The 23,263-nt window shown below is 60.5% G+C and carries 21 protein-coding genes; 12 read left to right on the top strand and 9 right to left on the bottom strand.

From position 1 onward, the window contains the following. Positions 1–3 precede the first annotated feature (3 nt). Complete coding sequence (locus tag E4O98_RS07570) at positions 4–996, top strand: serine O-acetyltransferase (protein WP_005790394.1); 993 nt, start codon at positions 4–6, stop codon at positions 994–996. A gap of 2 nt (positions 997–998) precedes the next feature. Continuing rightward, complete coding sequence (locus E4O98_RS07565) at positions 999–1,739, top strand: alanyl-tRNA editing protein (RefSeq protein ID WP_032879914.1); 741 nt, start codon at positions 999–1,001, stop codon at positions 1,737–1,739. Between the two features lie 134 nt (positions 1,740–1,873). Here the strand turns inward: E4O98_RS07565 and prpD are convergent, their stop codons facing one another. The 6 genes from prpD to E4O98_RS07535 all read right to left on the bottom strand — a co-directional run bounded on the left by prpD (position 1,874) and on the right by E4O98_RS07535 (position 10,281). After that, positions 1,874–3,358 carry a 2-methylcitrate dehydratase gene (prpD, locus tag E4O98_RS07560; RefSeq protein WP_248134599.1) on the bottom strand — a complete coding sequence of 495 codons (1,485 nt, stop codon included), beginning with the start codon at positions 3,356–3,358 and terminating at the stop codon, positions 1,874–1,876. Positions 3,359–3,536: 178 nt separating this feature from the next. Further along, the gene (gene prpF / locus E4O98_RS07555; RefSeq protein ID WP_248134597.1) at positions 3,537–4,718 is read right to left on the bottom strand and encodes a 2-methylaconitate cis-trans isomerase PrpF; all 1,182 of its coding nucleotides are present in this window, start codon (positions 4,716–4,718) and stop codon (positions 3,537–3,539) included. A gap of 11 nt (positions 4,719–4,729) precedes the next feature. After that, a complete protein-coding gene (acnD, locus tag E4O98_RS07550; RefSeq protein ID WP_032879911.1) occupies positions 4,730–7,324 on the bottom strand; it encodes a Fe/S-dependent 2-methylisocitrate dehydratase AcnD in 2,595 nt (864 codons plus the stop codon). Positions 7,325–7,507: 183 nt separating this feature from the next. Then, positions 7,508–8,635: a 2-methylcitrate synthase gene (prpC, locus tag E4O98_RS07545; protein ID WP_248134595.1), complete on the bottom strand. Its 1,128-nt coding sequence runs from the start codon at positions 8,633–8,635 to the stop codon at positions 7,508–7,510. Positions 8,636–8,677: 42 nt separating this feature from the next. Beyond that, on the bottom strand, positions 8,678–9,571 hold the full coding sequence (gene prpB / locus E4O98_RS07540; RefSeq protein WP_032879910.1) for a methylisocitrate lyase: 894 nt from the start codon (positions 9,569–9,571) through the stop codon (positions 8,678–8,680). Then, a complete protein-coding gene (locus E4O98_RS07535; protein WP_032879909.1) occupies positions 9,568–10,281 on the bottom strand; it encodes a GntR family transcriptional regulator in 714 nt (237 codons plus the stop codon). The genes prpB and E4O98_RS07535 overlap by 4 nt, the downstream gene beginning before the upstream one ends. A gap of 271 nt (positions 10,282–10,552) precedes the next feature. Here E4O98_RS07535 and E4O98_RS07530 point away from each other — a divergent pair, with 271 nt between their 5' ends. The 4 genes from E4O98_RS07530 (at position 10,553) to pabB (ending at position 15,058) form a co-directional block, all read left to right on the top strand. Then, positions 10,553–11,089: an ATP-dependent zinc protease gene (locus E4O98_RS07530; RefSeq protein WP_032879908.1), complete on the top strand. Its 537-nt coding sequence runs from the start codon at positions 10,553–10,555 to the stop codon at positions 11,087–11,089. A gap of 5 nt (positions 11,090–11,094) precedes the next feature. Further along, complete coding sequence (locus tag E4O98_RS07525) at positions 11,095–12,627, top strand: inactive transglutaminase family protein (protein WP_032879907.1); 1,533 nt, start codon at positions 11,095–11,097, stop codon at positions 12,625–12,627. Next, positions 12,627–13,613, top strand: a complete 987-nt coding sequence (locus tag E4O98_RS07520) for an alpha-L-glutamate ligase-like protein (RefSeq protein WP_005790412.1) — start codon at positions 12,627–12,629, stop codon at positions 13,611–13,613. Before E4O98_RS07525 ends, E4O98_RS07520 begins: the two co-directional genes overlap by 1 nt. A gap of 101 nt (positions 13,614–13,714) precedes the next feature. Then, positions 13,715–15,058, top strand: coding sequence for an aminodeoxychorismate synthase component I (gene pabB, locus E4O98_RS07515; RefSeq protein ID WP_248134593.1), 1,344 nt, complete (start codon positions 13,715–13,717; stop codon positions 15,056–15,058). Between the two features lie 110 nt (positions 15,059–15,168). Here pabB and thrH read toward each other — a convergent pair whose 3' ends face one another. Beyond that, complete coding sequence (thrH, locus tag E4O98_RS07510; RefSeq protein ID WP_005790415.1) at positions 15,169–15,786, bottom strand: bifunctional phosphoserine phosphatase/homoserine phosphotransferase ThrH; 618 nt, start codon at positions 15,784–15,786, stop codon at positions 15,169–15,171. A gap of 148 nt (positions 15,787–15,934) precedes the next feature. On the opposite strand from thrH, the gene E4O98_RS07505 reads away from it, so the two are divergent. The 3 genes from E4O98_RS07505 (at position 15,935) to E4O98_RS07495 (ending at position 19,415) form a co-directional block, all read left to right on the top strand. Then, complete coding sequence (locus tag E4O98_RS07505) at positions 15,935–16,669, top strand: phosphoadenylyl-sulfate reductase (RefSeq protein WP_032879905.1); 735 nt, start codon at positions 15,935–15,937, stop codon at positions 16,667–16,669. A 474-nt stretch (positions 16,670–17,143) separates the two neighbouring features. Then, the gene (locus E4O98_RS07500) at positions 17,144–18,673 is read left to right on the top strand and encodes an NCS1 family nucleobase:cation symporter-1 (RefSeq protein ID WP_216091965.1); all 1,530 of its coding nucleotides are present in this window, start codon (positions 17,144–17,146) and stop codon (positions 18,671–18,673) included. A gap of 13 nt (positions 18,674–18,686) precedes the next feature. After that, positions 18,687–19,415, top strand: coding sequence for an aspartate/glutamate racemase family protein (locus E4O98_RS07495; protein ID WP_228308845.1), 729 nt, complete (start codon positions 18,687–18,689; stop codon positions 19,413–19,415). 116 nt (positions 19,416–19,531) lie between these two features. Here E4O98_RS07495 and E4O98_RS07490 read toward each other — a convergent pair whose 3' ends face one another. Further along, entirely contained in the window at positions 19,532–20,455 is a 924-nt protein-coding gene (locus tag E4O98_RS07490; RefSeq protein WP_032879902.1) for a LysR family transcriptional regulator, read from the bottom strand. 105 nt (positions 20,456–20,560) lie between these two features. On the opposite strand from E4O98_RS07490, the gene E4O98_RS07485 reads away from it, so the two are divergent. Beyond that, complete coding sequence (locus tag E4O98_RS07485) at positions 20,561–21,307, top strand: 3-oxoacyl-ACP reductase family protein (protein ID WP_032879901.1); 747 nt, start codon at positions 20,561–20,563, stop codon at positions 21,305–21,307. A 127-nt stretch (positions 21,308–21,434) separates the two neighbouring features. Here the strand turns inward: E4O98_RS07485 and E4O98_RS07480 are convergent, their stop codons facing one another. After that, positions 21,435–22,121 carry an HAD-IA family hydrolase gene (locus tag E4O98_RS07480; protein ID WP_248134591.1) on the bottom strand — a complete coding sequence of 229 codons (687 nt, stop codon included), beginning with the start codon at positions 22,119–22,121 and terminating at the stop codon, positions 21,435–21,437. Between the two features lie 108 nt (positions 22,122–22,229). On the opposite strand from E4O98_RS07480, the gene E4O98_RS07475 reads away from it, so the two are divergent. Both E4O98_RS07475 and E4O98_RS07470 read left to right on the top strand, forming a co-directional pair. Then, positions 22,230–22,604 (top strand): DUF2784 domain-containing protein, encoded by a 375-nt coding sequence (locus E4O98_RS07475; RefSeq protein WP_228308846.1) that lies wholly within the window; start codon positions 22,230–22,232, stop codon positions 22,602–22,604. A 145-nt stretch (positions 22,605–22,749) separates the two neighbouring features. Further along, positions 22,750–23,085, top strand: a complete 336-nt coding sequence (locus E4O98_RS07470) for a hypothetical protein (protein ID WP_032881258.1) — start codon at positions 22,750–22,752, stop codon at positions 23,083–23,085. Positions 23,086–23,263: the final 178 nt, after the last annotated feature.

Genomic DNA, 23,263 nt, shown 5'->3' with positions numbered 1-23,263 from the left:
TCCATGGGGGGCTTTATCGACATGCAACTGCTGCACGATGAGTTGCTTACCCATCTCATCACGACCCTGACGCCCGGGCAGATGAAGCAGTTGGAACCACACCTGGCGCCACTGATCCAGAACGCCGCCCAAGCAGTGGCCGAGGACCTGATCGCCTACGCCTATCGAGATCCGGCATCGCGTGGGCGCGGTGAGTTGATCCTGGAATCCTATGCCTCGTTCAAGGCAGTGCTGTTCTATCGTCTTGCGCACCAGGTGTGGAATTTCCCCGACCCGGGCCATGGGATGTTTTCGCGCATGGCGCTCAAGCTCAGCAACCAGGGCAAGATTCTCTCCGGTGCCGAGATTCATCCGGCGGCGCGTATCGGCCGGCGCTTTGTACTGGACCATGGCTACGGCACCGTCATCGGCGAAACCTGCGTGATCGGCAACGACTGCTACATCCTGTGCGGCGTGACCCTGGGAGCCCGCGGCATCGCCAACAACCCGGACGGCAAACGCCACCCGCGCCTGGGCAACAACGTCGAAGTGGGCGCCGGTGCCAGGGTGCTGGGCTACGTGTCGATCGGCGACAACGTATTTATCAGCCCCTCCTGCGTGATCACCCAGGACGTACCGGCAGGCACCAAGGTCAAGGTAGTCAACCAGATCCAGTTGCAAAAAAACGACGAATCGGACCGCAGCAATTACCTAGGCGCCTTTGCCCTGGATGAGCGCTTGCACGTCGTCGGTGAGGTGAGTGCCGGTCATAAGGTCACGGTGCTGGATGCCGACTTTCATCCGCTGCAAGGGTTAATGCTCGAACCCACGGTGAAAGAGCGCCACCACCTGCAATTTCGTCTGCACCGTGTCGATACCGGCGAACAACTGCCGCGCTTGCCGCTGAACCTGAAAGTCTGCGGGCCGGAATTTGAAATCACCCTGCTCTCTCCCCCTGGCTTGAGCGCGATGGTGCGCCATCTCTTGCAAGCCAGCCCACTGATCGTTGGAGGTTGAACATGTCCGTGCATACCATGGAAACCCTGGCGCTGTTCGACAGCGCGCCCTATCAGAACGCGTTCAGCGCCCGGGTTATTGCGGTCAGTGAACACGGCATCGCCCTGGAGCACACACTGTTCTACCCCACCGGCGGCGGGCAACCGGGCGATACCGGCCATTTCACCCTGCCCGATGGCACGCGGGTCGAGGTGACAGGTACCGTGCGCGATCCGGTGTTGCGCTCGATCATCTGGCATCAGGTGGACCATTGCCCCGAGCAGTTGACGGCGGGCATCCAGGTAGACGCCGGCCTGGATTGGGAGCGGCGCTACCAGCACATGAAAATGCACACCTGCCTGCATTTGTTGTGCTCGCTCATTGACGCGCCCGTGACCGGTTGCAGCATCAGTGCGGATAAAGGCCGACTGGATTTCGACCTGCCGGAAATGACCCTGGACAAAGACGGTCTAACCCGTGACCTCAACGCCCTGATCGAGCAGGCCCACGCGGTGAAGACCCTGTCGATGCCCGCCACCGAATACGCGACCTTGCTACAGATCACCCGCACCCAGGCGGTTGCGCCACCGGTGGTGTCGGGCTCGGTACGGGTGATTGAGATCCCCGGCATCGATATCCAGCCATGCGGCGGCACCCATGTGCTCAACACCGAAGAAATCGGCCGGGTGTTCTGCGAGAAAATCGAAAAGAAGAGCAAGCACAACCGCAGGGTGATACTGCGGTTTGAACAAGCTTGCGCCTGACCCGATAGTCGCCCCAATGGAGGAAAAATGTGGGAGGGGGCTTGCTCCCGATAGGGGTGGACCAGTCAATGAATCTGTTGACTGACACCCAGCTATCGGGAGCAAACCCCCTCCCACATTGGCCGCGTTGTTTTTTAGATCACCAACAGATCCATGAAACGGTTCACAGCCGTCGCCTCAAGCCGTGCCTGATCCTTGCACAACGCAACAATCTCGGCGCTGCGCTGCGCAGTGAACCGCGTCGCCAGGTTGGCTTTGAACTTGTCTTCCAGCAATGGGATACCGTCCACCCGACGGCGGCGATGGCCAATCGGGTATTCCACCGCTACCTGCTCAGTGCAGGTGCCATCCATAAAGAACACCTGCACCGCATTGGCAATGGAACGCTTGTCCGCCTCCAGGTATTCGCGGCTATAGCGTGGGTCTTCAACGATGACCATCTTGTCGCGCAGCTCGTCGATGATCGGGTGGGCCGCGTGGAAATCATCTTCGTAGTGCTCGGCCACCAGATTGCCGAACACCAAGGGCACGGCGGTCATGTATTGCAGGCAGTGGTCGCGATCGGCAGCGTTGGCCAATTGGCCAACCTTGGAAATAATCCGAATCGCCGACTCATGGGTGGTGATCACGATACGTTCGATTTCATGCAGACGATGCTTGACCTGCGGGTGCAAGGTCACCGCCGCCTCGCAGGCGGTTTGCGCGTGGAACTCCGCCGGGAAACTGATCTTGAACAGCACGTTTTCCATCACGTAGGTGCCGTAGGCCTGAGGCAGGCTGAAGGCGCGCTTGTCTGTGGGCTTGAGCGCCAGGTCCTTGTTGGTGTGGCTGAACAACACGTCGTAGAACCCCCACTGCGGCGCACTCAACACACCGGGGATGCCCATTTCGCCACGCAGGGCGATATCCGCCAGGCGCACACCACGGCTCGATGCATCGCCTGCGGCCCAGGATTTGCGCGAGCCGGCATTCGGTGCATGACGATAGGTGCGCAACGCCTGCCCATCAACGAAAGCCTGAGACAAGGCCGCCAGCAGTTGTTCACGATTGGCGCCCATCAGCTTGGCGGTGACAGCGGTGGAGGCGACTTTGACCAGCAGCACGTGGTCAAGGCCGACGCGGTTGAAAGAGTTTTCCAGGGCGATCACCCCCTGGATTTCGTGGGCCATGATCATCGCTTCCAGCACCGCACGTACGGTGAGCGGCGCCTCGCCATTGGCCACGCGTTTTTGCGAAAGGTGATCGGCCACGGCGAGAATGCCCCCGAGGTTGTCCGAAGGGTGGCCCCATTCAGCAGCGAGCCAGGTGTCGTTGTAGTCGAGCCAGCGCACGATGCAGCCAATGTCCCAGGCGGCCTTGACCGGGTCGAGGCGAAACGAAGTGCCCGGCACGCGCGCGCCGAACGGCACCACGGTGCCCTCCACTATCGGCCCCAGGTGCTTGGTGCACTCGGGGAACCGCAGGGCCAGCAGGCCACAGCCAAGGGTGTCCATCAGGCAATTGCGGGCGGTGTCCAGTGCATCCCGGGATTCGATGCGGTAGTTGAGGACATAGTCGGCGATGTCCTGCAAAAACTGGTCGTAGTCGGGGCGGTTGTTCTGGTCGACGTTGGCGCTCATGGCAGTTCTCCTAAAAGTTGGGTTGTTCCATCCTCAGGGTCAGGGTTAATCGTTGCGCAGGTCTGATTGCCTGCTTGTATCCCTGTGGGAGGGGGCTTGCTCCCGATGACGGTGGGTCAGTTAATGAATGGGGCGACTGACACCCTGCTATCGGGAGCAAGCCCCCTCCCACATAAAGCTAAAAAGCGTCACCGGGGACGCGCACGAAACCTTCCATTAACACCCGCGCACTGCGGCTCATGATGGCTTTCTTCACCACCCATTCACCGTTCACTTGGCTGGCTTCGGCACCGACGCGCAAGGTGCCGGACGGATGCCCGAAGCGCACGGCATTGCGCTCCACGCCGCCCGCCGCCAGGTTGACCAGGGTGCCGGAGATCGCCGCCGCCGTGCCGATCGCTACCGCCGCCGTACCCATCATGGCGTGGTGCAGTTTGCCCATGGACAAAGCACGCACCAACAGATCCACATCGCCGGCCTTGATTACCTTGCCGCTTGAGGCCACGTAGTCCGCAGGCCTGGCCACGAACGCAACCTTGGGCGTGTGCTGGCGCTGAGCGGCCTCGTCCAGGTGCTTGATCAGGCCCATGCGCAACGCGCCATAAGCCCGTACCGTCTCGAACATGGCCAGGGCCTTGGGGTCGCTGTTGATCGCGCCTTGCAGCTCAGTACCGGTGTAGCCGAGGTCCTGGGCGTTGATGAAAATGGTCGGAATACCGGCGTTGATCAACGTGGCCTTGAAGGTGCCGACGCCCGGTACTTCCAGGTCGTCGATGAGGTTGCCGGTGGGGAACATCGAACCACCACCTTCCGCCGCCGGGTCGATGAATTCCAGCTGGACTTCGGCGGCCGGGAAGGTCACACCGTCCAGTTCGAAGTCGCCGGTTTCCTGTACCGCGCCGTTGGTGATCGGCACATGGGCGATGATGCTCTTGCCAATATTGGCCTGCCATATCCGCACCACCGCCACCCCGTTCTCGGGCACGCGGGCCGGATCAACCAGGCCAGCGCTGATGGCGAACGAGCCCACTGCTGCCGACAGGTTGCCGCAGTTGCCACTCCAATCGACAAACGGCTTGTCGATGGAGACCTGGCCGAACAGATAGTCCACGTCGTGATCGGCGCGGCTGCTTTTGGCCAGGATCACGGTTTTGCTGGTGCTCGAGGTGGCACCGCCCATGCCGTCGATCTGCTTGTCGTAAGGGTCGGGGCTGCCGATGACCCGCAGCAACAAGGCATCGCGGGCCGCCCCCGGCACCTGCGCGACTTCGGGCAGGTCCTTGAGGCTGAAGAACACGCCCTTGCTGGTGCCGCCACGCATGTAGGTGGCTGGGATCTTGATTTGCGCTACGTGTGCCATGGTAGTCCTCTTCAGGCGGTGGCCGCCGATTCCAGGAAATCCTGGGCAAAACGTTGCAACACGCCGCCCGCCTCGTAGATCGACACTTCTTCGGCGGTATCCAGGCGGCACGTCACCGGCACCTCGACACGTTCGCCATTCCTGCGGTTGATCACCAGGGTCAGTTGCGCGCGCGGGGTGCGCTCGCCGATCACGTCATAGGTTTCACTGCCGTCGATCTTGAGGGTGTGGCGGTCGGTGCCCGGCAGGAATTCCAGCGGCAACACGCCCATGCCCACCAGGTTGGTGCGGTGAATGCGCTCGAAGCCTTCGGCGGCAATCGCTTCCACACCGGCCAGGCGCACGCCCTTGGCGGCCCAGTCGCGGGACGAGCCCTGGCCGTAGTCGGCACCGGCGATGATGATCAGCGGTTGCTTGCGCTCCATGTAGGTTTCAATCGCTTCCCACATCCGCGTGACCTTGCCTTCCGGCTCGATTCGCGCCAGCGAGCCCTGCTTGACCTTGCCGTTTTCCTGCACCATTTCGTTGAACAGTTTCGGGTTGGCGAAGGTGGCGCGCTGCGCCGTCAGATGGTCACCGCGATGGGTCGCGTAGGAGTTGAAGTCGACTTCCGGCAAGCCCATCTTCGCCAGGTATTCCCCGGCGGCACTGCCCGGCATGATCGCGTTGGACGGCGACAGGTGGTCGGTGGTGATGTTGTCCGGCAGCACCGCCAGCGGGCGCATACCCTTGAGCGGCCGCGCGCCGGCCAGCGCGCCTTCCCAGTACGGCGGGCGACGGATGTAGGTGCTCTGCGGGCGCCAGTCATACAGCGGGGTGACTTTGGGGCCGGTGTCTTCGTGAATCGCGAACATGGGGATGTACACCGCACGGAACTGCTCGGGCTTGACCGATGCTTTGACCACCGCGTCGATCTCTTCGTCGCTCGGCCAGATATCCTGCAGGCGAATTTCCTTGCCGTCGGCATCCAGGCCGAGCACGTCCTTCTCGATATCGAAACGGATGGTGCCGGCAATCGCATAGGCCACCACCAGCGGCGGCGAAGCCAGGAAGGCTTGCTTGGCGTAAGGGTGAATGCGCCCGTCGAAGTTGCGGTTGCCCGACAACACGGCGGTGGCGTACAGGTCGCGGTCGATGATTTCCTGCTGGATCACCGGGTCGAGCGCGCCGGACATGCCGTTGCAGGTGGTGCAGGCAAAGGCCACTACGCCGAAACCGAGTTTTTCCAGCTCATGGCCCAGACCGGCCTCTTCCAGGTACATGGCCACGGTTTTCGAGCCCGGCGCCAGCGACGACTTGACCCAAGGCTTGCGGGCCAAGCCGAGCTTGTTGGCGTTACGTGCCAGAAGCCCCGCCGCGATGACATTGCGCGGGTTACTGGTGTTGGTGCAACTGGTGATGGCCGCAATGATCACTGCGCCGTCGGGCATTTGCCCTGGCACTTCGTCCCACTGGCCGCTGATGCCTTTGGACGCCAGGTCGCGGGTGGCAACACGGGCGTGTGGGTTGCTGGGCCCGGCCATGTTGCGCACGACGCTGGACAGGTCGAAGGTCAGGCCACGCTCGTACTGAGCCCCCTTGAGGTCGTCGGCCCACAGACCGGTGTGGCGCGCGTACTGTTCGACCAGGGCGACTTGTTCGTCTTCTCGGCCAGTGAGTTTGAGGTAGGCGATGGTCTGCTGATCGATATAGAACATCGCTGCGGTGGCGCCGTATTCAGGAGCCATGTTGGAGATGGTCGCACGGTCGCCCAGGGTCAGTGCACTAGCCCCTTCGCCGAAGAACTCCAGCCAGGCGCCGACCACTTTCTGCTGGCGCAGGAACTCGGTGAGTGCCAGCACCATATCGGTGGCGGTGATGCCCGGTTGCAGCTTGCCGGTCAATTCCACGCCGACGCTTTCCGGCAGGCGCATCCACGACGCACGGCCGAGCATCACGCTCTCGGCCTCCAGGCCGCCGACGCCAATGGCGATCACGCCCAGGGCATCGACGTGGGGAGTGTGACTGTCAGTACCGACGCAGGTATCCGGGAAGGCTACGCCGTCACGGACCTGAATCACCGGCGACATTTTCTCCAGGTTGATCTGGTGCATGATGCCGTTGCCCGGCGGGATGACATCGACGTTCTTGAAGGCTTTTTTGGTCCACTCGATAAAGTGGAAGCGGTCTTCATTGCGACGGTCTTCAATGGCGCGGTTTTTCTCGAACGCCTGTGGGTCAAAGCCGCCAGCCTCGACAGCCAGGGAGTGGTCGACGATCAGTTGGGTCGGCACCACCGGGTTGACCTGCGCCGGGTCGCCGCCTTGCAGGGCGATGGCATCGCGCAGACCAGCGAGGTCCACCAGGGCGGTCTGGCCGAGGATGTCATGGCACACCACGCGCGCCGGGAACCAGGGGAAATCGAGATCACGTTTGCGCTCGATCAGTTGGCTCAGGGATGCGTTGAGGGTGGCCGGGTCGCAACGGCGCACCAGGTTTTCGGCAAGCACGCGCGAGGTGTAAGGCAAGGTGGCGTAGGCGCCGGGGGTGATTGCTTCGACAGCCGCACGGGCGTCGAAGAAATCCAGGCGGCTGCCGGGGAGCGGTTTGCGAAATTCAGTGTTCATCGTCAGGACTCGGTCACGGTAAGTTCGAAAGGTGAACTGTCGACACTGGCTTTGTTTCCTGTGGGAGCTGGCTTGCCTGCGATTGCATCACTGCGGTGTGACAGGTACACCAAGGTGATGCCATCGCAGGCAAGCCAGCTCCCACAAAAAAGCACATTAGCCAGCGAACACAGCCCATCCCATTCAGCGACGTTCGATTGGCACGAACTTGCGCTGCTCAACGCCGATGTACTCGGCGCTTGGACGGATGATGCGGTTGTTGGCGCGCTGTTCGAACACGTGCGCGGCCCAGCCAGTCAGGCGCGAGCACACGAAGATCGGTGTGAACAATTTGGTCGGGATGCCCATGAAGTGGTAAGCCGAGGCATGGTAGAAGTCGGCGTTGGGGAACAGCTTTTTCTGCTCCCACATGGTCTTGTCGATGGCTTCAGACACCGGGAACAACACCGTGTCGCCCACTTCATCAGCGAGTTTTTTCGACCAGCCCTTGATCACTTCATTACGCGGGTCGCTGTCTTTATAGATCGCGTGGCCGAAGCCCATGATCTTGTCCTTGCGCGCCAACATGCCAAGCGTGCCTTCGACCGCTTCTTCGGCCGAGGAAAAGCGCTCGATCATTTCCATCGCCGCTTCGTTGGCACCGCCGTGCAGCGGGCCGCGCAGGGAACCGATGGCGGCGGTGACGCAGGAATACAGGTCGGACAGGGTCGAGGCGCACACCCGGGCAGTGAAGGTCGAGGCGTTGAATTCGTGCTCGGCGTAGAGAATCAGCGACACATTCATGACTTTGACGTGCAGCTCGCTGGGTTTCTTGCCGTGCAGCAGGTGCAGGAAGTGGCCGCCGATACTCGGCTCGTCGGTCACGCAGTCGATGCGCTTGCCGTCGTGGCTGAAGCGGTACCAGTAGCACATGATCGCCGGGAATGCGGCAAGCAGGCGGTCAGTGACATCGCGCTGTACGCTGAAATCTTTTTCCGGCTCGATATTGCCCAAAAACGAGCAACCGGTGCGCATCACGTCCATCGGGTGGGCGTCGGCGGGGATGCGTTCGAGCACTTCTTTCAATGCCTGGGGCAAGTCAAGCAGCTTGCTCAGCTTGGCGCTGTAGGCGGCCAGTTCGGTCTTGGTCGGCAACTCGCCGTACAGCAACAGGTAGGCGACTTCTTCAAACTGCGCATCGGCGGCCAGTTCACGCACATCGTAGCCACGATAGGTCAAGCCTGCACCAGCCTGGCCCACGGTCGACAGTGCGGTCTGCCCGGCAACCTGGCCACGCAGGCCGGCGCCACTCAATACTTTTGCTTCAGCCATGTTCGTTCTCCAATCTTGAATTTATTAGGGAGGCGCACCGCATTATTTTTTTGCGGCAAACAGCGCGTCGAGCTTCTGCTCGAAGGTGTGGTAGTCGATGCGATCGTAGAGCTCCATGCGCGTTTGCATGGTGTCGATCACGTTCTGTTGGGTGCCGTCGCGACGGATCGCGGTGTAGACGTTCTCGGCGGCCTTGTTCATGGCACGGAAGGCCGAGAGCGGGTACAGCACAATGGAAACATCCGCAGATTTCAACTGTTCGGTGGTGTACAGCGGCGTCGCGCCGAACTCGGTAATGTTAGCCAGGATCGGCGCCTTTACGCGGGAAGCGAACAGCTTGTACATCTCGAGCTCGGTGATGGCTTCCGGGAAGACCATGTCGGCACCGGCTTCGATACACGCGGCGGCACGTTCAAGGGCAGACTCCAGGCCCTCGACCGCCAGGGCGTCGGTGCGCGCCATGATCACGAAGCTGTCATCGGTACGCGCATCCACGGCAGCCTTGATGCGGTCGACCATTTCCTGCTGCGACACGATCTCTTTATTGGGGCGATGCCCGCAGCGCTTGGCGCCGACCTGGTCTTCGATATGGATGGCGGCGGCGCCGAACTTGATCATCGACTTGACGGTGCGCGCCACATTGAACGCCGAGGAGCCGAAACCGGTGTCCACGTCCACCAGCAGCGGCAGGTCGCAGACGTCGGTAATGCGGCGCACGTCGGTGAGTACGTCATCCAACCCGGTAATACCCAGGTCCGGCACGCCGAGCGAGCCGGCGGCGACACCGCCACCCGACAGGTAAATAGCCTTGAAGCCGGCGCGCTTGGCCAACAACGCGTGGTTGGCATTGATTGCACCAACAACTTGCAAAGGCTGTTCGCTGGCGACTGCGTCACGGAAACGCTGGCCGGGAGTGCTGTTGTTATGGGAACTCATGACTCACCTCGTGATGAAGGAGCACCGTCCGGGAAGTGACGGGCGATGTTGCGTTTGGAGGCGCCGATATGCCGGCGCATCAACAGTTCGGCCAATTCACCATCGCGATCGGCAATCGCGTCGAGAATGCGGTGGTGTTCGGCAAAGGCCTGGCGTGGACGATTGGGGGTGGCGGAAAACTGGATGCGGTACATGCGCACCAGTTGGTACAGCTCGCCGCAGAGCATTTGGGTCAGGGTGCGGTTACCGGCGCCCTGGATGATCCGGTAATGAAAGTCGAAGTCGCCTTCCTGCTGGTAGTAGCCAACACCGGCCTGGAACGCGGCATCGCGCTCATGGGTGTGCAATACCTGGCGCAGCTCTTCGATTTCTGCGTCGGTCATGCGCTCGGCAGCGAGGCGGCAGGCCATGCCTTCCAGGGACTCGCGGATCTCATAGAGTTCGATCAGCTCGGCATGACTCAACGACACAACCCGTGCGCCGACGTGGGGCACGCGCACCAGCAGGCGCTGGCCTTCCAGGCGGTGGATCGCCTCGCGCAGCGGGCCGCGGCTGATGCCGTAGGTACGCGCCAGTTCCGGCTCGGAAATCTTGCTGCCGGGGGCGATTTCACCTTTGACGATGGCGGCCTGGATACGCCGGAAGACGTTCTCGGACATGGTTTGGGAATCGTCTGACGCCGCTATCGGAATTTCCGCCTGACCCAGCATATTGTCGACACCTTTAAAAGCAATGCTGCAAAAACTAGCTAATTACCCCTTAACAGTCAAAGAATAAATACATATTGTCGACAATCGTCTAATACGTCTGAATAACCCATCCAAGGCATGGCCGCCTGCCAGCGCTGGCGCCAAAAAAGCATCATGTTAGAATGCCCGGCGTATTTGCCTGACATCCCTGGATGAAACGGCGCACGAGGGAGTTTGCGCAGCAATGCCAGTCGCCTTGAATTGAACATCGCACGGCACCGCCTCAGGATTTATGAGACTCAAGCCCTTCCCCCTGTTTGTTTGCCTACTGTTGCTGCCCAGCCTTGGCTTCACCGCCGAGAAAACGGTGTATGGCCTCAATGAATACGCCAAGCTGGACGGTATCGACCTGGAGGTCGCGGCCAAGCTCGACACCGGCGCCAAGACCGCCTCGTTGAGCGCCCGCGATATCAAGCGCTTCAAGCGCAACGGCGAAACCTGGGTACGCTTCTACCTGGCCATCGACACCGCCCACTCCCACCCCATCGAACTGCCCCTGGCCCGCGTCAGCAAGATCAAGCGCCGCGCCGGCGACTACGACCCCGATGAGGACAAGAACTACACCGCCCGTCCGGTGGTTGCCCTGGATATCTGCATGGGCACTGCTTTACGCAGCATCGAAGTGAACTTGACTGACCGCAGCAGCTTCCAATACCCGCTGCTGATCGGCTCCGAAGCGCTGAAACGCTTTGATGCGCTGGTCGACCCCAGTCTTAAATATGCAGCAGGCAAACCCGCCTGCGTCGCCGACGCTCATACCGCCGAGTAAACCGAATGCGCTCTCTGACCCTGCACCTGAAAATCCTGATCACCTTCCTGGTGGTGCTCGGCATTTCGGTCACCGCCTATCAGATTTTCGTGCTGGGGATCCCCGTGACCGAGGATGCCACCGACGACTTGTGGAACATCGACGCCAAGGTCGAGTTCGTCGCCAACCCCAAGGACCCGGTCAAGATCCAGATGTTCGTGCCGCCACTGAGCCGCGACTTCGTCAGCCTTAATGAAAGCTTTATCTCCAACAACTACGGAGTCAGCGTCAACCGCATCGACGGCAACCGCAAGGTCACCTGGTCGGCACGCCGGGCCAAGGGCAACCAGACCCTGTATTACCGCCTGGTGCTGACCAAGCGTTACAGCGGCGAAAAGGTCAAGATCAAAGGCCCGACCTTCCGCGACAGCATCGCTGTGGAAGGCCCGGAAAAAATCGCCGCCGAAGCCTTGCTGGCGCCGATCCGCCAGCACTCGGCCGACGTCGAGACCTTTATCAGCGAAGCCATCAAGCGCACCAACAACCTCAACGACGACAATGTGAAGCTGCTGCTGGCCGGCGACCCGTCGACGCCGCACAAGGCCAGGATCGTCGAGCTGCTGCTGTCCATTGCCCATGTGCCGGTGGAGAAAGTCCACACCATCCGCCTGGTGGCCGACCAGCCGCAAACCCCGGAACTGTGGCTGCGCAGCTTCAACGGCAACGACTGGCTGTACTTCAACCCGGAGACCGGTGAACAGGGCCTGCCCGCCGACCGCCTGCTGTGGTGGACCGGCGATGAAAACCTGATCACGGTCGATGGCGGCAAGAAGGCCATGGTGACCTTCAGCCTCAACAACAGCGAAATGAACGCGATTCGCCTGGCCAAGCTGACCGACGAAAACACCGACGCCAACTTCCTCGAATACTCGCTGTACGGCCTGCCGCTGCAAACCCAGCAGACCTTCATGATCATGGTGATGATCCCGATTGGCGTGCTGGTGATTCTGATCCTGCGCAACCTGATCGGCCTGCAGACCCTGGGCACCTTCACGCCGGTGCTGATCGCCCTGGCGTTCCGCGAGACGCAACTGGGCTTCGGCATTGTGCTGTTCACGATCATCACGGCACTGGGGCTGTCACTCAGGTCGTATCTGGAACATTTGAAACTGCAGATGCTGCCGAGGCTGTCGGTGGTGCTGACCTTCGTGGTGGTGCTGATCGCCGCCATCAGCCTGTTCAGCCATAAGCTGGGGCTGGAGCGTGGCTTGTCGGTGGCGCTGTTCCCGATGGTGATCCTGACCATGACCATCGAACGCCTGTCGATTACCTGGGAAGAGCGCGGCGCCAACCATGCACTGAAAGTGGCGATTGGCACCCTGTTCGCCGCCTCGTTGGCCCACCTCATCATGAGCGTTCCGGAGCTGGTTTACTTCGTGTTTACCTTCCCGGCGATCCTGCTGATTCTGGTGGGCTTCATGCTGGCCATGGGTCGTTATCGCGGCTATCGCCTCACCGAGCTGGTGCGTTTCAAGGCATTCCTGAAGGCTGACTCCTGATGTTTGGCTTCTGGAAAACCTGGAAGGCCCTGGAAGCGCGCGGGATCATGGGCATCAATCGGCGTAACGCCGACTACGTGCTCAAGTACAACAAACGCAGCCTGTACCCGATTGTGGATGACAAGATCATCACCAAGGAACGGGCGCTGGCCGCCGGTATCCATGTGCCGGAAATGTACGGGGTGATCTCCACCGAGAAGGAAATCGACAAGCTCGACGAGATCATCGGTGGGCGCAGCGATTTCGTGATCAAGCCCGCCCAGGGTGCCGGCGGCGACGGCATCCTGGTGGTGGCAGACCGTTTTGAAGGGCGCTATCGCACGGTGTCCGGCAAGATCATCAGCCATGAAGAGATCGAGCACCAGATTTCCAGCATCCTCACTGGCCTGTATTCACTGGGTGGCCACCGCGACCGCGCACTGATCGAGTACCGTGTGGTGCCCGACCAGATCTTCAAAAGCATCAGCTACGAGGGTGTGCCGGATATTCGCATTATCGTACTGATGGGCTACCCGGTGATGGCCATGCTGCGCTTGCCGACCCGCCAGTCCGGCGGCAAGGCCAACCTGCACCAGGGCGCGATTGGCGTAGGCGTCGACCTTGCCACCGGCCTGACCCTGCGCGGTACCTGGCTGAACAACATCATCACCAAGCACCCTGACACCACCAATGCGGTCGATGGCGTGCAACTGCCCAACTGGGACGGTTTCATGCAGCTTGCGGCTGGCTGCTACGAGCTGTGCGGACTGGGCTATATCGGCGTGGACATGGTACTGGACCAGGAAAAAGGCCCGCTGATCCTTGAATTGAATGCACGGCCGGGGCTGAATATCCAGATCGCCAATGACTGCGGGCTGACCTTGCGCACCCATGCGGTGGAGGCGCGACTGGAGGAACTCAAAGCTGCCGGCGTGACGGAAACCCCGCAAGAGCGGGTGAAGTTCGTGCAGGAGATGTTTGGGCATATACCGCCCGTGGAAGGCTGATCCGGTCTTCAAACTGTCTATCCCCGACATCCCCTCTAGGAGCAAATCCTACAGGGGACTACAATCCCCCTCCCCCGCGCCATTGGCTGATCCAACCCCGCATGTTGACCTGCTCCGTACACCCATTGCCCTACCGGGCCAACCCCGCCGAGTATTTTGCGGCGATTCGCCGTGCTCCAGGCGCGGTACTGCTCGACAGCGGCCGGCCGACGGCTGAGCGCGGCCGGTATGACCTGCTCAGTGCCTGGCCGGAAGCGACATTGACGGTAGAGCCGGACGAAAGCGGCAGTGATTTCCTGCAACGCTTACGGGAAAACCTCACGCGATTGGGTGAAGCCGCAATCCCCGCCGATTTACCGTTGCCGTTCGCCGGAGGCTTGATAGGCTACCTGAGCTACGACTTCGGCCGGCACCTTGAGAACATGCCGCACCTGGCGGTGGATGACCTGCACCTGCCGGACGCGCGCTTCGGGCTGTACGCCTGGGCGCTGATCAGCGACCACCAGGCCCGGAGCAGCCAACTGGTGTTTCATCCCACGTTGGCCGATAGCGAACGACAACGGTTGATCGCGCTGTTCAGCCACGGGACTGTCGACACCTCTGCGACGTTCAAACTCCAGGGCCCGATGGCACCAGACCTCACCGCAGAGGCCTACCGCCAAGCCATCGCGCGTATCCAGGATTACATCCAGGCCGGCGACTGCTATCAGGTCAACTTTGCCCAGCGCTTTCGCGCACCCTGCATGGGGGATCCCTGGGCAGCCTATTGCGCCCTGCGCGAAGCCTGCCCCACGCCGTTTTCCGGGTTCCAGAGCTTGCCCGATGACGGTGCGGTACTGAGCCTGTCACCGGAACGCTTTGTGCGCATCAGCGAACGCCAGGTCGAGACCCGCCCGATCAAGGGCACCCGCCCTCGCGGCGTAACACCTGCAGAAGATGCCGCCAACGCCGCCGAGTTGCTCGCCAGCCCCAAGGACCGCGCAGAAAACCTGATGATCGTCGACCTGCTGCGCAACGATCTCGGTCGCAATTGCCGCATCGGCTCAGTGAAAGTGCCAGAGCTGTTCAGCCTGGAAAGCTACCCCAACGTGCACCACCTGGTGAGCAGTGTCACCGGTGTACTGGCCGACGACAAAGACGCCCTCGACCTGATCGCCGGCAGCTTCCCCGGCGGCTCCATCACCGGCGCGCCGAAGATACGCGCGATGCAGATCATCGACGAACTTGAGCCAACCCGCCGCGGGCTTTACTGCGGCTCGCTGGTCTACCTGGACGTGCGCGGCGAGATGGACAGCTCCATTGCCATCCGCAGTTTGCTGGTCAAGGACGGGCAGGTGTGTTGCTGGGGTGGCGGTGGGATTGTGGCGGATTCGCAGTGGCAGGCTGAGTATCAGGAGTCGCTGACGAAGGTGCGGGTGTTGTTACAGACTTTGGAAAGTTTGTAGGGCCTGTACCGGCCCTATCGGGGGCAAGCCCCCTCCCACCTTCGACCGCGCCGCGATCAAAGGTGGGAGCTGGCTTGCCTGCGATGGGGCAATCAGTCGCGTCGCATAACTTACAGGCTCAACTGCCGATTCGACGCCTTGATAAACTCTTTCTTCAAGTCTTCAAACGTATGCACCGCCGGGAACTGCGGGAATTCGCGAATCACATTCTCCGGCGCATGGAACAGAATCCCACGGTCCGCTTCCCCCAGCATGGTGGTGTCGTTGTACGAATCACCGGCAGCGATCACGCGGTAGTAGAGGCTTTTGAACGCCAATACCGACTGGCGCTTGGGGTCTTTCTGGCGCAACTGGTAGCTTACCACCCGATCATTTTCATCAGTGATCAAGCGGTGGCACAGCAAGGTCGGGAAACCCAGCTGGCGCATCAGCGGTTGGGAGAATTCGTAGAAGGTGTCGGACAGGATCACCACCTGGAAGCGTTCGCGCAGCCAGTTGACGAACTCGACGGCCCCGTCCAACGGTTTGAGCGTAGCAATCACCGCCTGGATATCGGCCAGTTTGAGCCCGTGCTCGTCGAGGATGCGCAGGCGCTGCTGCATCAGCACGTCATAGTCGGGAATGTCGCGTGTGGTGGCGCGCAGGGATTCAATACCGGTTTTTTCGGCGAAGGCGATCCAGATTTCCGGAACCAGCACCCCTTCCAGGTCAAGACAGGCAATTTCCACAAGACACTCCATTGGATTTATTAGTTGAGCGGGCAAAAGGACTGCCGAACTCTAGCGACTCAAGCACGCCGCCGCAACGCACGGCAGATTTTGATACCATCGCCGCCTATAGAGCGCTCAGCGCCACTGACCTGTAGGAACCGTCCTGATGAACCAAGCCTTCGACGTCGCTGAACTCGCCGCGACTTATGCCAACAAGTCTGCACAGGATATTCTCAAGCTGGCGTTCAGCCAGTTCGGCGATGACCTGTGGATTTCCTTCAGCGGTGCCGAGGATGTGGTGCTGGTGGACATGGCCTGGAAGCTGAACAAGAACGTCAAGGTATTCAGCCTCGACACTGGCCGTCTGCACCCGGAAACCTACCGGTTTATCGAGCAGGTGCGCGAGTTCTACAAGATCGACATCGAACTGATCTCGCCGGACCAGAGCAAGCTGGAACCCTTCGTCAAGGAAAAGGGCCTGTTCAGCTTCTATAAGGACGGCCATGGCGAATGCTGCGGCATCCGCAAGATCGAACCGCTGCGCCGCAAGCTCGCAAGTGTAAGTGCCTGGGCCACCGGCCAGCGCCGCGACCAGAGCCCCGGCACCCGCAGCCAGGTGGCTGCGCTGGAAATCGACACGGCTTTCTCCACCCCCGAACGTACCCTGTACAAGTTCAACCCGCTGGCGCAGATGACCAGCGAAGAGGTGTGGGGTTACATCCGCATGTTGGAGTTGCCTTACAACAGCCTGCATGAGCGCGGCTTTATCAGCATCGGCTGCGAGCCCTGCACCCGCCCGGTATTGCCGAACCAGCATGAGCGCGAAGGTCGCTGGTGGTGGGAAGAAGCCACGCAGAAGGAATGCGGGCTGCATGCGGGGAATATCATCAGCAAGGCCTGAGGCCTGGCAAACTGGTGAGGTAAAAATGTGGGAGGGGGCTTGCTCCCGATAGCGGTGGGTCAGTTGCAGATTTTCTGACTGATATACCGCTATCGGGAGCAAGCCCCCTCCCACATTTTGTTTTGTGCGCAGCATAAAATGTACACAACCTTGTAACCATCGGTGCCATTTTTGTGTGCAACTCATATTCGAGCGCACCAAAACGTAACATTCATCTCTGCTAGTCCCCACACCCCCGAATCACGCTACTCCCAATCAAAAATAAATACCTGTTCAAACGGTCAATTTATATTGCTTTCAATTCAGTAGTTTATTTAAAAATACTATAAAAAAGAAATTATCCCCGTTTTTCATATAACGAAAACTGGCACGCATGTGGCTTAGTGAAAAGTACGCTTTGTATACAATCAATACAAAACCTACATACACTTTGCCATCCGCCGCTTTGCTGCCGATGCGCTGGAGCCTGCCGGAATGCGTACAAGTCTTTCGAGCAATATCGCGCTGGATCTGCCCTCCTCCACCCTCCACCCCGAGGCTGCAAGCCCCGGCCCCCTGGTCCTCAGCCCGCGCCTGCACAACAAGGACCTGGCCCCCACCAAAATCGAGGGCCGACGCTGGGGGCGCTATAGCATCTTTGCGCTGTGGACCAATGACGTGCACAACATCGCCAACTATTCGTTTGCCATCGGCTTATATGCATTGGGCTTGGGCGGCTGGCAAATATTGCTGTCCCTGGGGATCGGCGCGGCGCTGGTGTACTTCTTCATGAACTTGTCGGGGTACATGGGACAGAAGACCGGTGTGCCGTTTCCCGTGATCAGCCGCATCAGTTTCGGTATCCACGGGGCGCAGATTCCAGCATTGATCCGGGCGGTGATTGCGATTGCCTGGTTTGGTATCCAGACGTACCTGGCGTCGGTGGTTTTCCGTGTATTGCTGACGGCGATTCATCCGGGCTTTGCCGACTATGACCACAACTCGATCCTGGGCCTGTCGAGCCTGGGCTGGGCGTGTTTTGTCGCGATCTGGCTGGTGCAGTTGGTGATCCTCGCCTATGGCATGGAAATGGTACGCCGCTATGAAGGCTTCGCCGGGCCGGTGATTTTGCTTACGGTGGCTGCGTTGGCCGGCTGGATGTACTTCCAGGCAGGCGGGCATATCGCCTGGTCGATCCGTGAACCGCTGAGCGGCGGCGAGATGTGGCGCAATATCTTTGCCGGTGGCGCGCTGTGGCTGGCGATCTACGGCACCTTGATCCTCAACTTTTGCGACTTCGCCCGCTCTTCGCCCTGCCGCAAGACCATCCAGGTCGGCAATTTCTGGGGCCTGCCGGTGAATATCCTGGTGTTCGCCGCCATTACCGTGCTGCTGTGCGGCGGCCAGTTCCAGCTCAATGGCCGAGTGATCGAGAGCCCGACCGAAATCATCGCGGCAATCCCCAATACCTTCTTCCTGGTGCTCGGTTGCCTGGCCTTCCTGATCGTTACCGTGGCGGTGAACATCATGGCCAACTTCGTCGCCCCGGCCTTTGTGCTGAGCAACCTGGCGCCCAAGTACCTGAACTTTCGCCGCGCCGGGTTGATCAGCGCCTTCGTGGCGGTGCTGATACTGCCGTGGAATCTCTACAACAGCCCGCTGGTGATTGTGTACTTCCTTTCTGGCCTGGGCGCGCTGCTGGGGCCGTTGTACGGGGTGATCATGGTCGATTACTGGCTGATCCGTAAAAGCCGGGTGGACGTGCCGCAGCTGTATAGCGAAGACCCCAATGGCGTTTATTACTACAGCCGGGGGGTGAATATGCGCGCCGTGGCGGCGTTTATTCCTGCGGCGGTGATCGCCATCCTGCTGGCGCTGTTGCCAGGGTTTGCCAGCGTTTCACCGTTCTCCTGGCTGTTCGGCGCCGGCATCGCAGGGTTGCTGTACCTGCTGATCGCCAAGCGTCAGCCGCACTACGCCGATGTCAGCGGCGAAAGCATTGCCGTCGATAACGTCAGTCATTAAACAAGGACTCTTCATGCGTATCCTCGTGGTCAACGTCAACACCACCGAATCCATCACCGACACCATTGCCCAGCAAGCACGGGCCGTGGCTTCACCGGGCACCGAGATTGTCGGGCTCACCCCGTACTTCGGCGCAGAATCGGTGGAAGGCAATTTTGAAAGCTATCTGGCAGCCATCGCCGTGATGGATCGGGTAATGGCCTACGACCAGCCCTTTGATGCGGTGATCCAGGCCGGCTATGGCGAACATGGCCGTGAAGGCCTGCAGGAGCTGCTCAATGTGCCGGTGGTGGATATCACCGAGGCGGCGGCCAGCATCGCGATGTTCCTGGGGCACGCCTACTCGGTGGTGACGACCCTGGACCGCACTGTGCCGCTGATTGAAGACCGGCTGAAACTCGCCGGCCTCTACCAGCGTTGCGCTTCGGTGCGCGCCAGCGGCATGGCAGTGCTGGAGCTGGAAGAAGACCCGCTGGGCGCCATGGAAGCCATCGTGCACCAGGCGGAACTGGCCATTCGCGACGACAAGGCCGAGGTGATCTGCCTGGGCTGCGGCGGCATGGCCGGGCTGGATGAGCAGATTCGCAAACGCACCGGAGTGCCGGTGGTGGACGGGGTGACGGCGGCGGTGATGGTTGCCGAGTCGTTGGTGAGGTTGGGGTTGTCGACGTCCAAAGTCAGGACGTATGCGGCACCCAGGCCTAAGAAAGTCATAGGTTGGCCCGGTAAGTTCGGCCACTGAAGATCAAATGTGGGAGGGGGCTTGCTCCCGATAGCGGTGTATCAGCCAGCTTATCTATAGCTGGCCCACCGCAATCGGGAGCAAGCCCCCTCCCACATTTTGATCACTACAAGGTGTTAGATGGCACTGAATCTTTGGCCTAACTGCTGCTCGGCAAACTGCTCGATGATGAAATCCACAAACGCCCGAGTCTTGCCTGGCAGCAGTTTATGTTCGGCGTAGTAGATGCAAATATTGCCGTCGTTCACATACCAGTCCGGCAATACCCGCAGCAACTTGCCGCTCGCCAGCCAGGGTACGGCAAACGGCATGCTCACCAGCGCAACGCCCAAGCCCTGTTCGGCGCAGATGCAGGCGGCCTGCGAGTCGCTCATGGTCATGCGCGGTTTGAGACTCAGCGGGCCGTGCTCGCCATTGCGATGAGTCAGTTGCCAGGAGCGCACTCGCCCGGTTTGCGGTGAGCGAATCAGGATGCCGTCGCAGTGCTCCAGGTCTTCTGGCTGCAACACCGCTGGGCGTGCCGCCAAATAGTCAGGCGATGCCACCAGCACGCGGTGAGCCGGTGTCAGCTTGCGTGCCACGACGCCTTGGGGCAACTCAAAGCCGCCGCCAAGGGCCGCGTCGAAGCCCTGGCCAATCAGATCGACCTGGCGATTGTCGAAATGCCAATCCGGGCTGATATCGGGGTAGCGTTTCAGAAACTCCCCCAGCAGCGGCACGATATACAAACAGCCGACCACCGTGCCCATGCTGACCTTGAGCGTGCCCACCGGTCGCCCTTCGGCGCTGGCCAGGTTGGCCACAGCATTCTGGATAGTGGTGAGGCTGGCGCTGACCTCTTCCAGGAATAACTTGCCGGCTTCAGTCAACGTAAGCCGCCGAGTGCTGCGCTGAAACAGCCGCACACCCAGGCGCGCTTCCAGTTTGGCGACACTTTTGCCCACGGCTGCGGGCGTCAGGCTCAGGTGCCGGGCCGCCTCGGCAAAGCTGCCACCCTCGGCGCTGCGCACAAAGCATTCGATACTGCCAAAGCTCTCCATATCGGCCACTCTAAACTTTTGGTTTACACAGACTATAGCAATCACGGTCTACCGGCGTACCGGAGGCAGGTCGATACTCAGCCCATCAACTACTTGGAGATCGACATGACCACACAAAACCTCACCGGCAAAGTCGCCCTGATTCAAGGCGGTTCCCGCGGCATCGGCGCCGCCATCGTCAAGCGCCTCGCCGCGCAGGGTGCTGCAGTCGCCTTTACCTACGTCAGTTCGGCCGCCAAGGCCCAAGCGTTGCAGCACGACGTGATCAGCGAAGGCGGCAAAGCCCTGGCGATTCAAGCCGACAGCGCCGATGCCACGGCAATTCGCAATGCCGTCAACGCCACGGTCGATGCGTTTGGGCGCCTGGATATCCTGGTGAACAACGCAGGCGTGCTGGCCATCGCGCCGCTGGAAGACTTCAAGCTGGAGGACTTCGACCAGACCCTGGCAATCAACGTGCGCAGCGTATTTATCGCCACCCAGGAAGCCGCCAGGCACATGGGCGAAGGTGGCCGCGTAATCAATATCGGCAGCACCAACGCCGAGCGTATGCCCTTCGGTGGTGGCGGGCCTTATGCCATGAGCAAGGCGGCGCTGGTGGGGTTGACCAAGGGCTTGGCGCGGGATCTGGGGCCACGGGGTATCACCATCAACAACGTGCAGCCCGGGCCGGTGGATACCGATATGAACCCGGCGAACAGTGAGTTTGCCGAAAGCTTGATCGGGTTGATGGCGGTGGGCAGGTATGGGCACGTGGAGGAGATTGCCAGCTTTGTGGCGTATCTGGCCGGGCCGGAAGCCGGGTATATCACGGGCGCCAGCCTGACCATCGATGGTGGTTTCAGCGCCTGATTTTGCAAAACCGCAAACCAAATGTGGGAGCGGGCTTGCCCGCGAAGGCGGTGTGTCAGTGCCACATCTGTCACTGCACTACCGCTTTCGCAGGCAAGCCAGCTCCCACATTTTTGACCGCGCGGGGTCAGGCCATGGGGGGCAAGCCGTAGGCGGCCAAATCAAAGTCGGCGAGCTTGCGAATAATCTGGTCAGCATGTTGGTACTTGCTGTCCGCCATGGCCTCATCGGGCACGGCGATGGCGGTCATGTTGGCAGCCTTCGCCGCAGTCACGCCGAACGGCGAATCTTCGAACACCAGGCAATCCTCAGGCGCCACACCCAGACGGCGCGCAGCCGTGAGGAAGATATCCGGCGCCGGCTTGGCCGCACCGACTTCCGGGTCGTCGGCAGTGACGATGGTGTCGAACAGGCCAAACCATTCGCGGTGCAAGGTGGTCTTGTGGCCAAACGAGTTACGCGATGAACTGGTGCCCACCGCAATCGGGATATTGTGCGCCTTCAGATGCCGCACCAACGCTTCAGCGCCCGGCATACCCAGGGCCTTGGGAAAGCGCTCGCTCATCAACGGCTCGCGAATTTCCAGAAACTGCGCGGGCCTGATCGGCAAATCCAGCGCCTTGACCACGTAATCGGCCAGATCCTGAGCGCCTCGCCCGATGATGTGCTGCTTGATACCCCAGTCATAGGTACGGCCATAGCGCTCGGCGATGATCTGCGTGACTTCGGTGTAGATGCCTTCGGTATCCAGCAACAACCCGTCCATATCGAAAATCACGGCTTTGATCGGGACAGCGGTACGCGGTGCATTCATCACGATACAACCTTGGGGCAAGGACTAAATGGATTCAGCACAATAACGGCCACCCTTGCCGGCGAGCAACCCTTTAGACTGTTTGCCCCTCCTTTCGAAGTGCCCACAATGCTCTACCGACTCGTCGCCGACGGCCTCGTGCTGTTTCACCTGACCTTTATCCTGTTCGTACTGTTCGGTGGCCTGCTCGCCCTGAAATGGCCCAGGGTAATGTGGCTGCACTTGCCCGCCGTGGCCTGGGGGATCGCGGTAGAGGTGCTGCACCTGCCCTGCCCCCTCACCCGCTGGGAAAACCTGTTTCGTCACCTGGCCGGGCAAGACGGTTATGGCGGTGGGTTTATCGAGCACTACATCCTGACGCTGATCTACCCCGCCGGGCTGACGGCGAATATTCAACTGGTGCTGGGGGCGGTGGTGATATTGATCAACGCCGTGGTGTATGGGCGGTTGATCCGGAGTTTGCTAACACGCAGACGCGCATGACCTTCAGCTCCGAGCTTGATCGCCTGGGCGCACGCACAAGCCTGAACATGAAACCTGGGCAGATTGTTTTCAATCTGCCAACCGAGCGCTTAAAGTGTCGCCCCCTCGGGAATTGAATCTCGAGGTTGAGTCCATGGAGTTTCAAGTGAAATACGTCAGTAAAGCAGTTGCAGCAGCGGTTCTTGGTTTCACCCTGGCAGGTTGCACCGGCACCGCCATGAAAACCCAGCAATACGACGCCAGCCAATACACCGTCCTCGGCCACAGCGAAGCCAGCGCCACCGGTATCATGCTGTTGGGCGTCATCCCAATCGGCCAGAACAACCGCTTCGTACGCGCTCAGGATGCAGCCATCAAAGCCAAAGGCGGCGACGCGCTGATCAACACCCAAGTGCAAGAAAAGTGGTTCTGGGCCTGGGTATTGAACGGCTACACCACCAAGATTTCCGGTGATGTGATCAAGCTGAAAACCGCGCAATAAAGTATGAAACTGCCAGGGCGCTGACCCCGGCAAGCGACGTATCATGGGCCTGACCTTCGAGGATGGCCCATGAACCTCAGCATCATTTACGCCCTCGTAGCCGCCGCCCTGTTCGGCGCCAGCACTCTGTCTAGTCCTGAAATAGATTTACACCTGTTTCAGTCTCAAAACGCCCGAT

The organism is Pseudomonas sp. W2Jun17 (assembly GCF_023127795.1).
Lineage (GTDB): Bacteria > Pseudomonadota > Gammaproteobacteria > Pseudomonadales > Pseudomonadaceae > Aquipseudomonas > Aquipseudomonas synxantha_A.
Note: the sequence above shows the minus strand (reverse complement) of the source record. Positions and strands in the feature narration are given on the sequence as shown.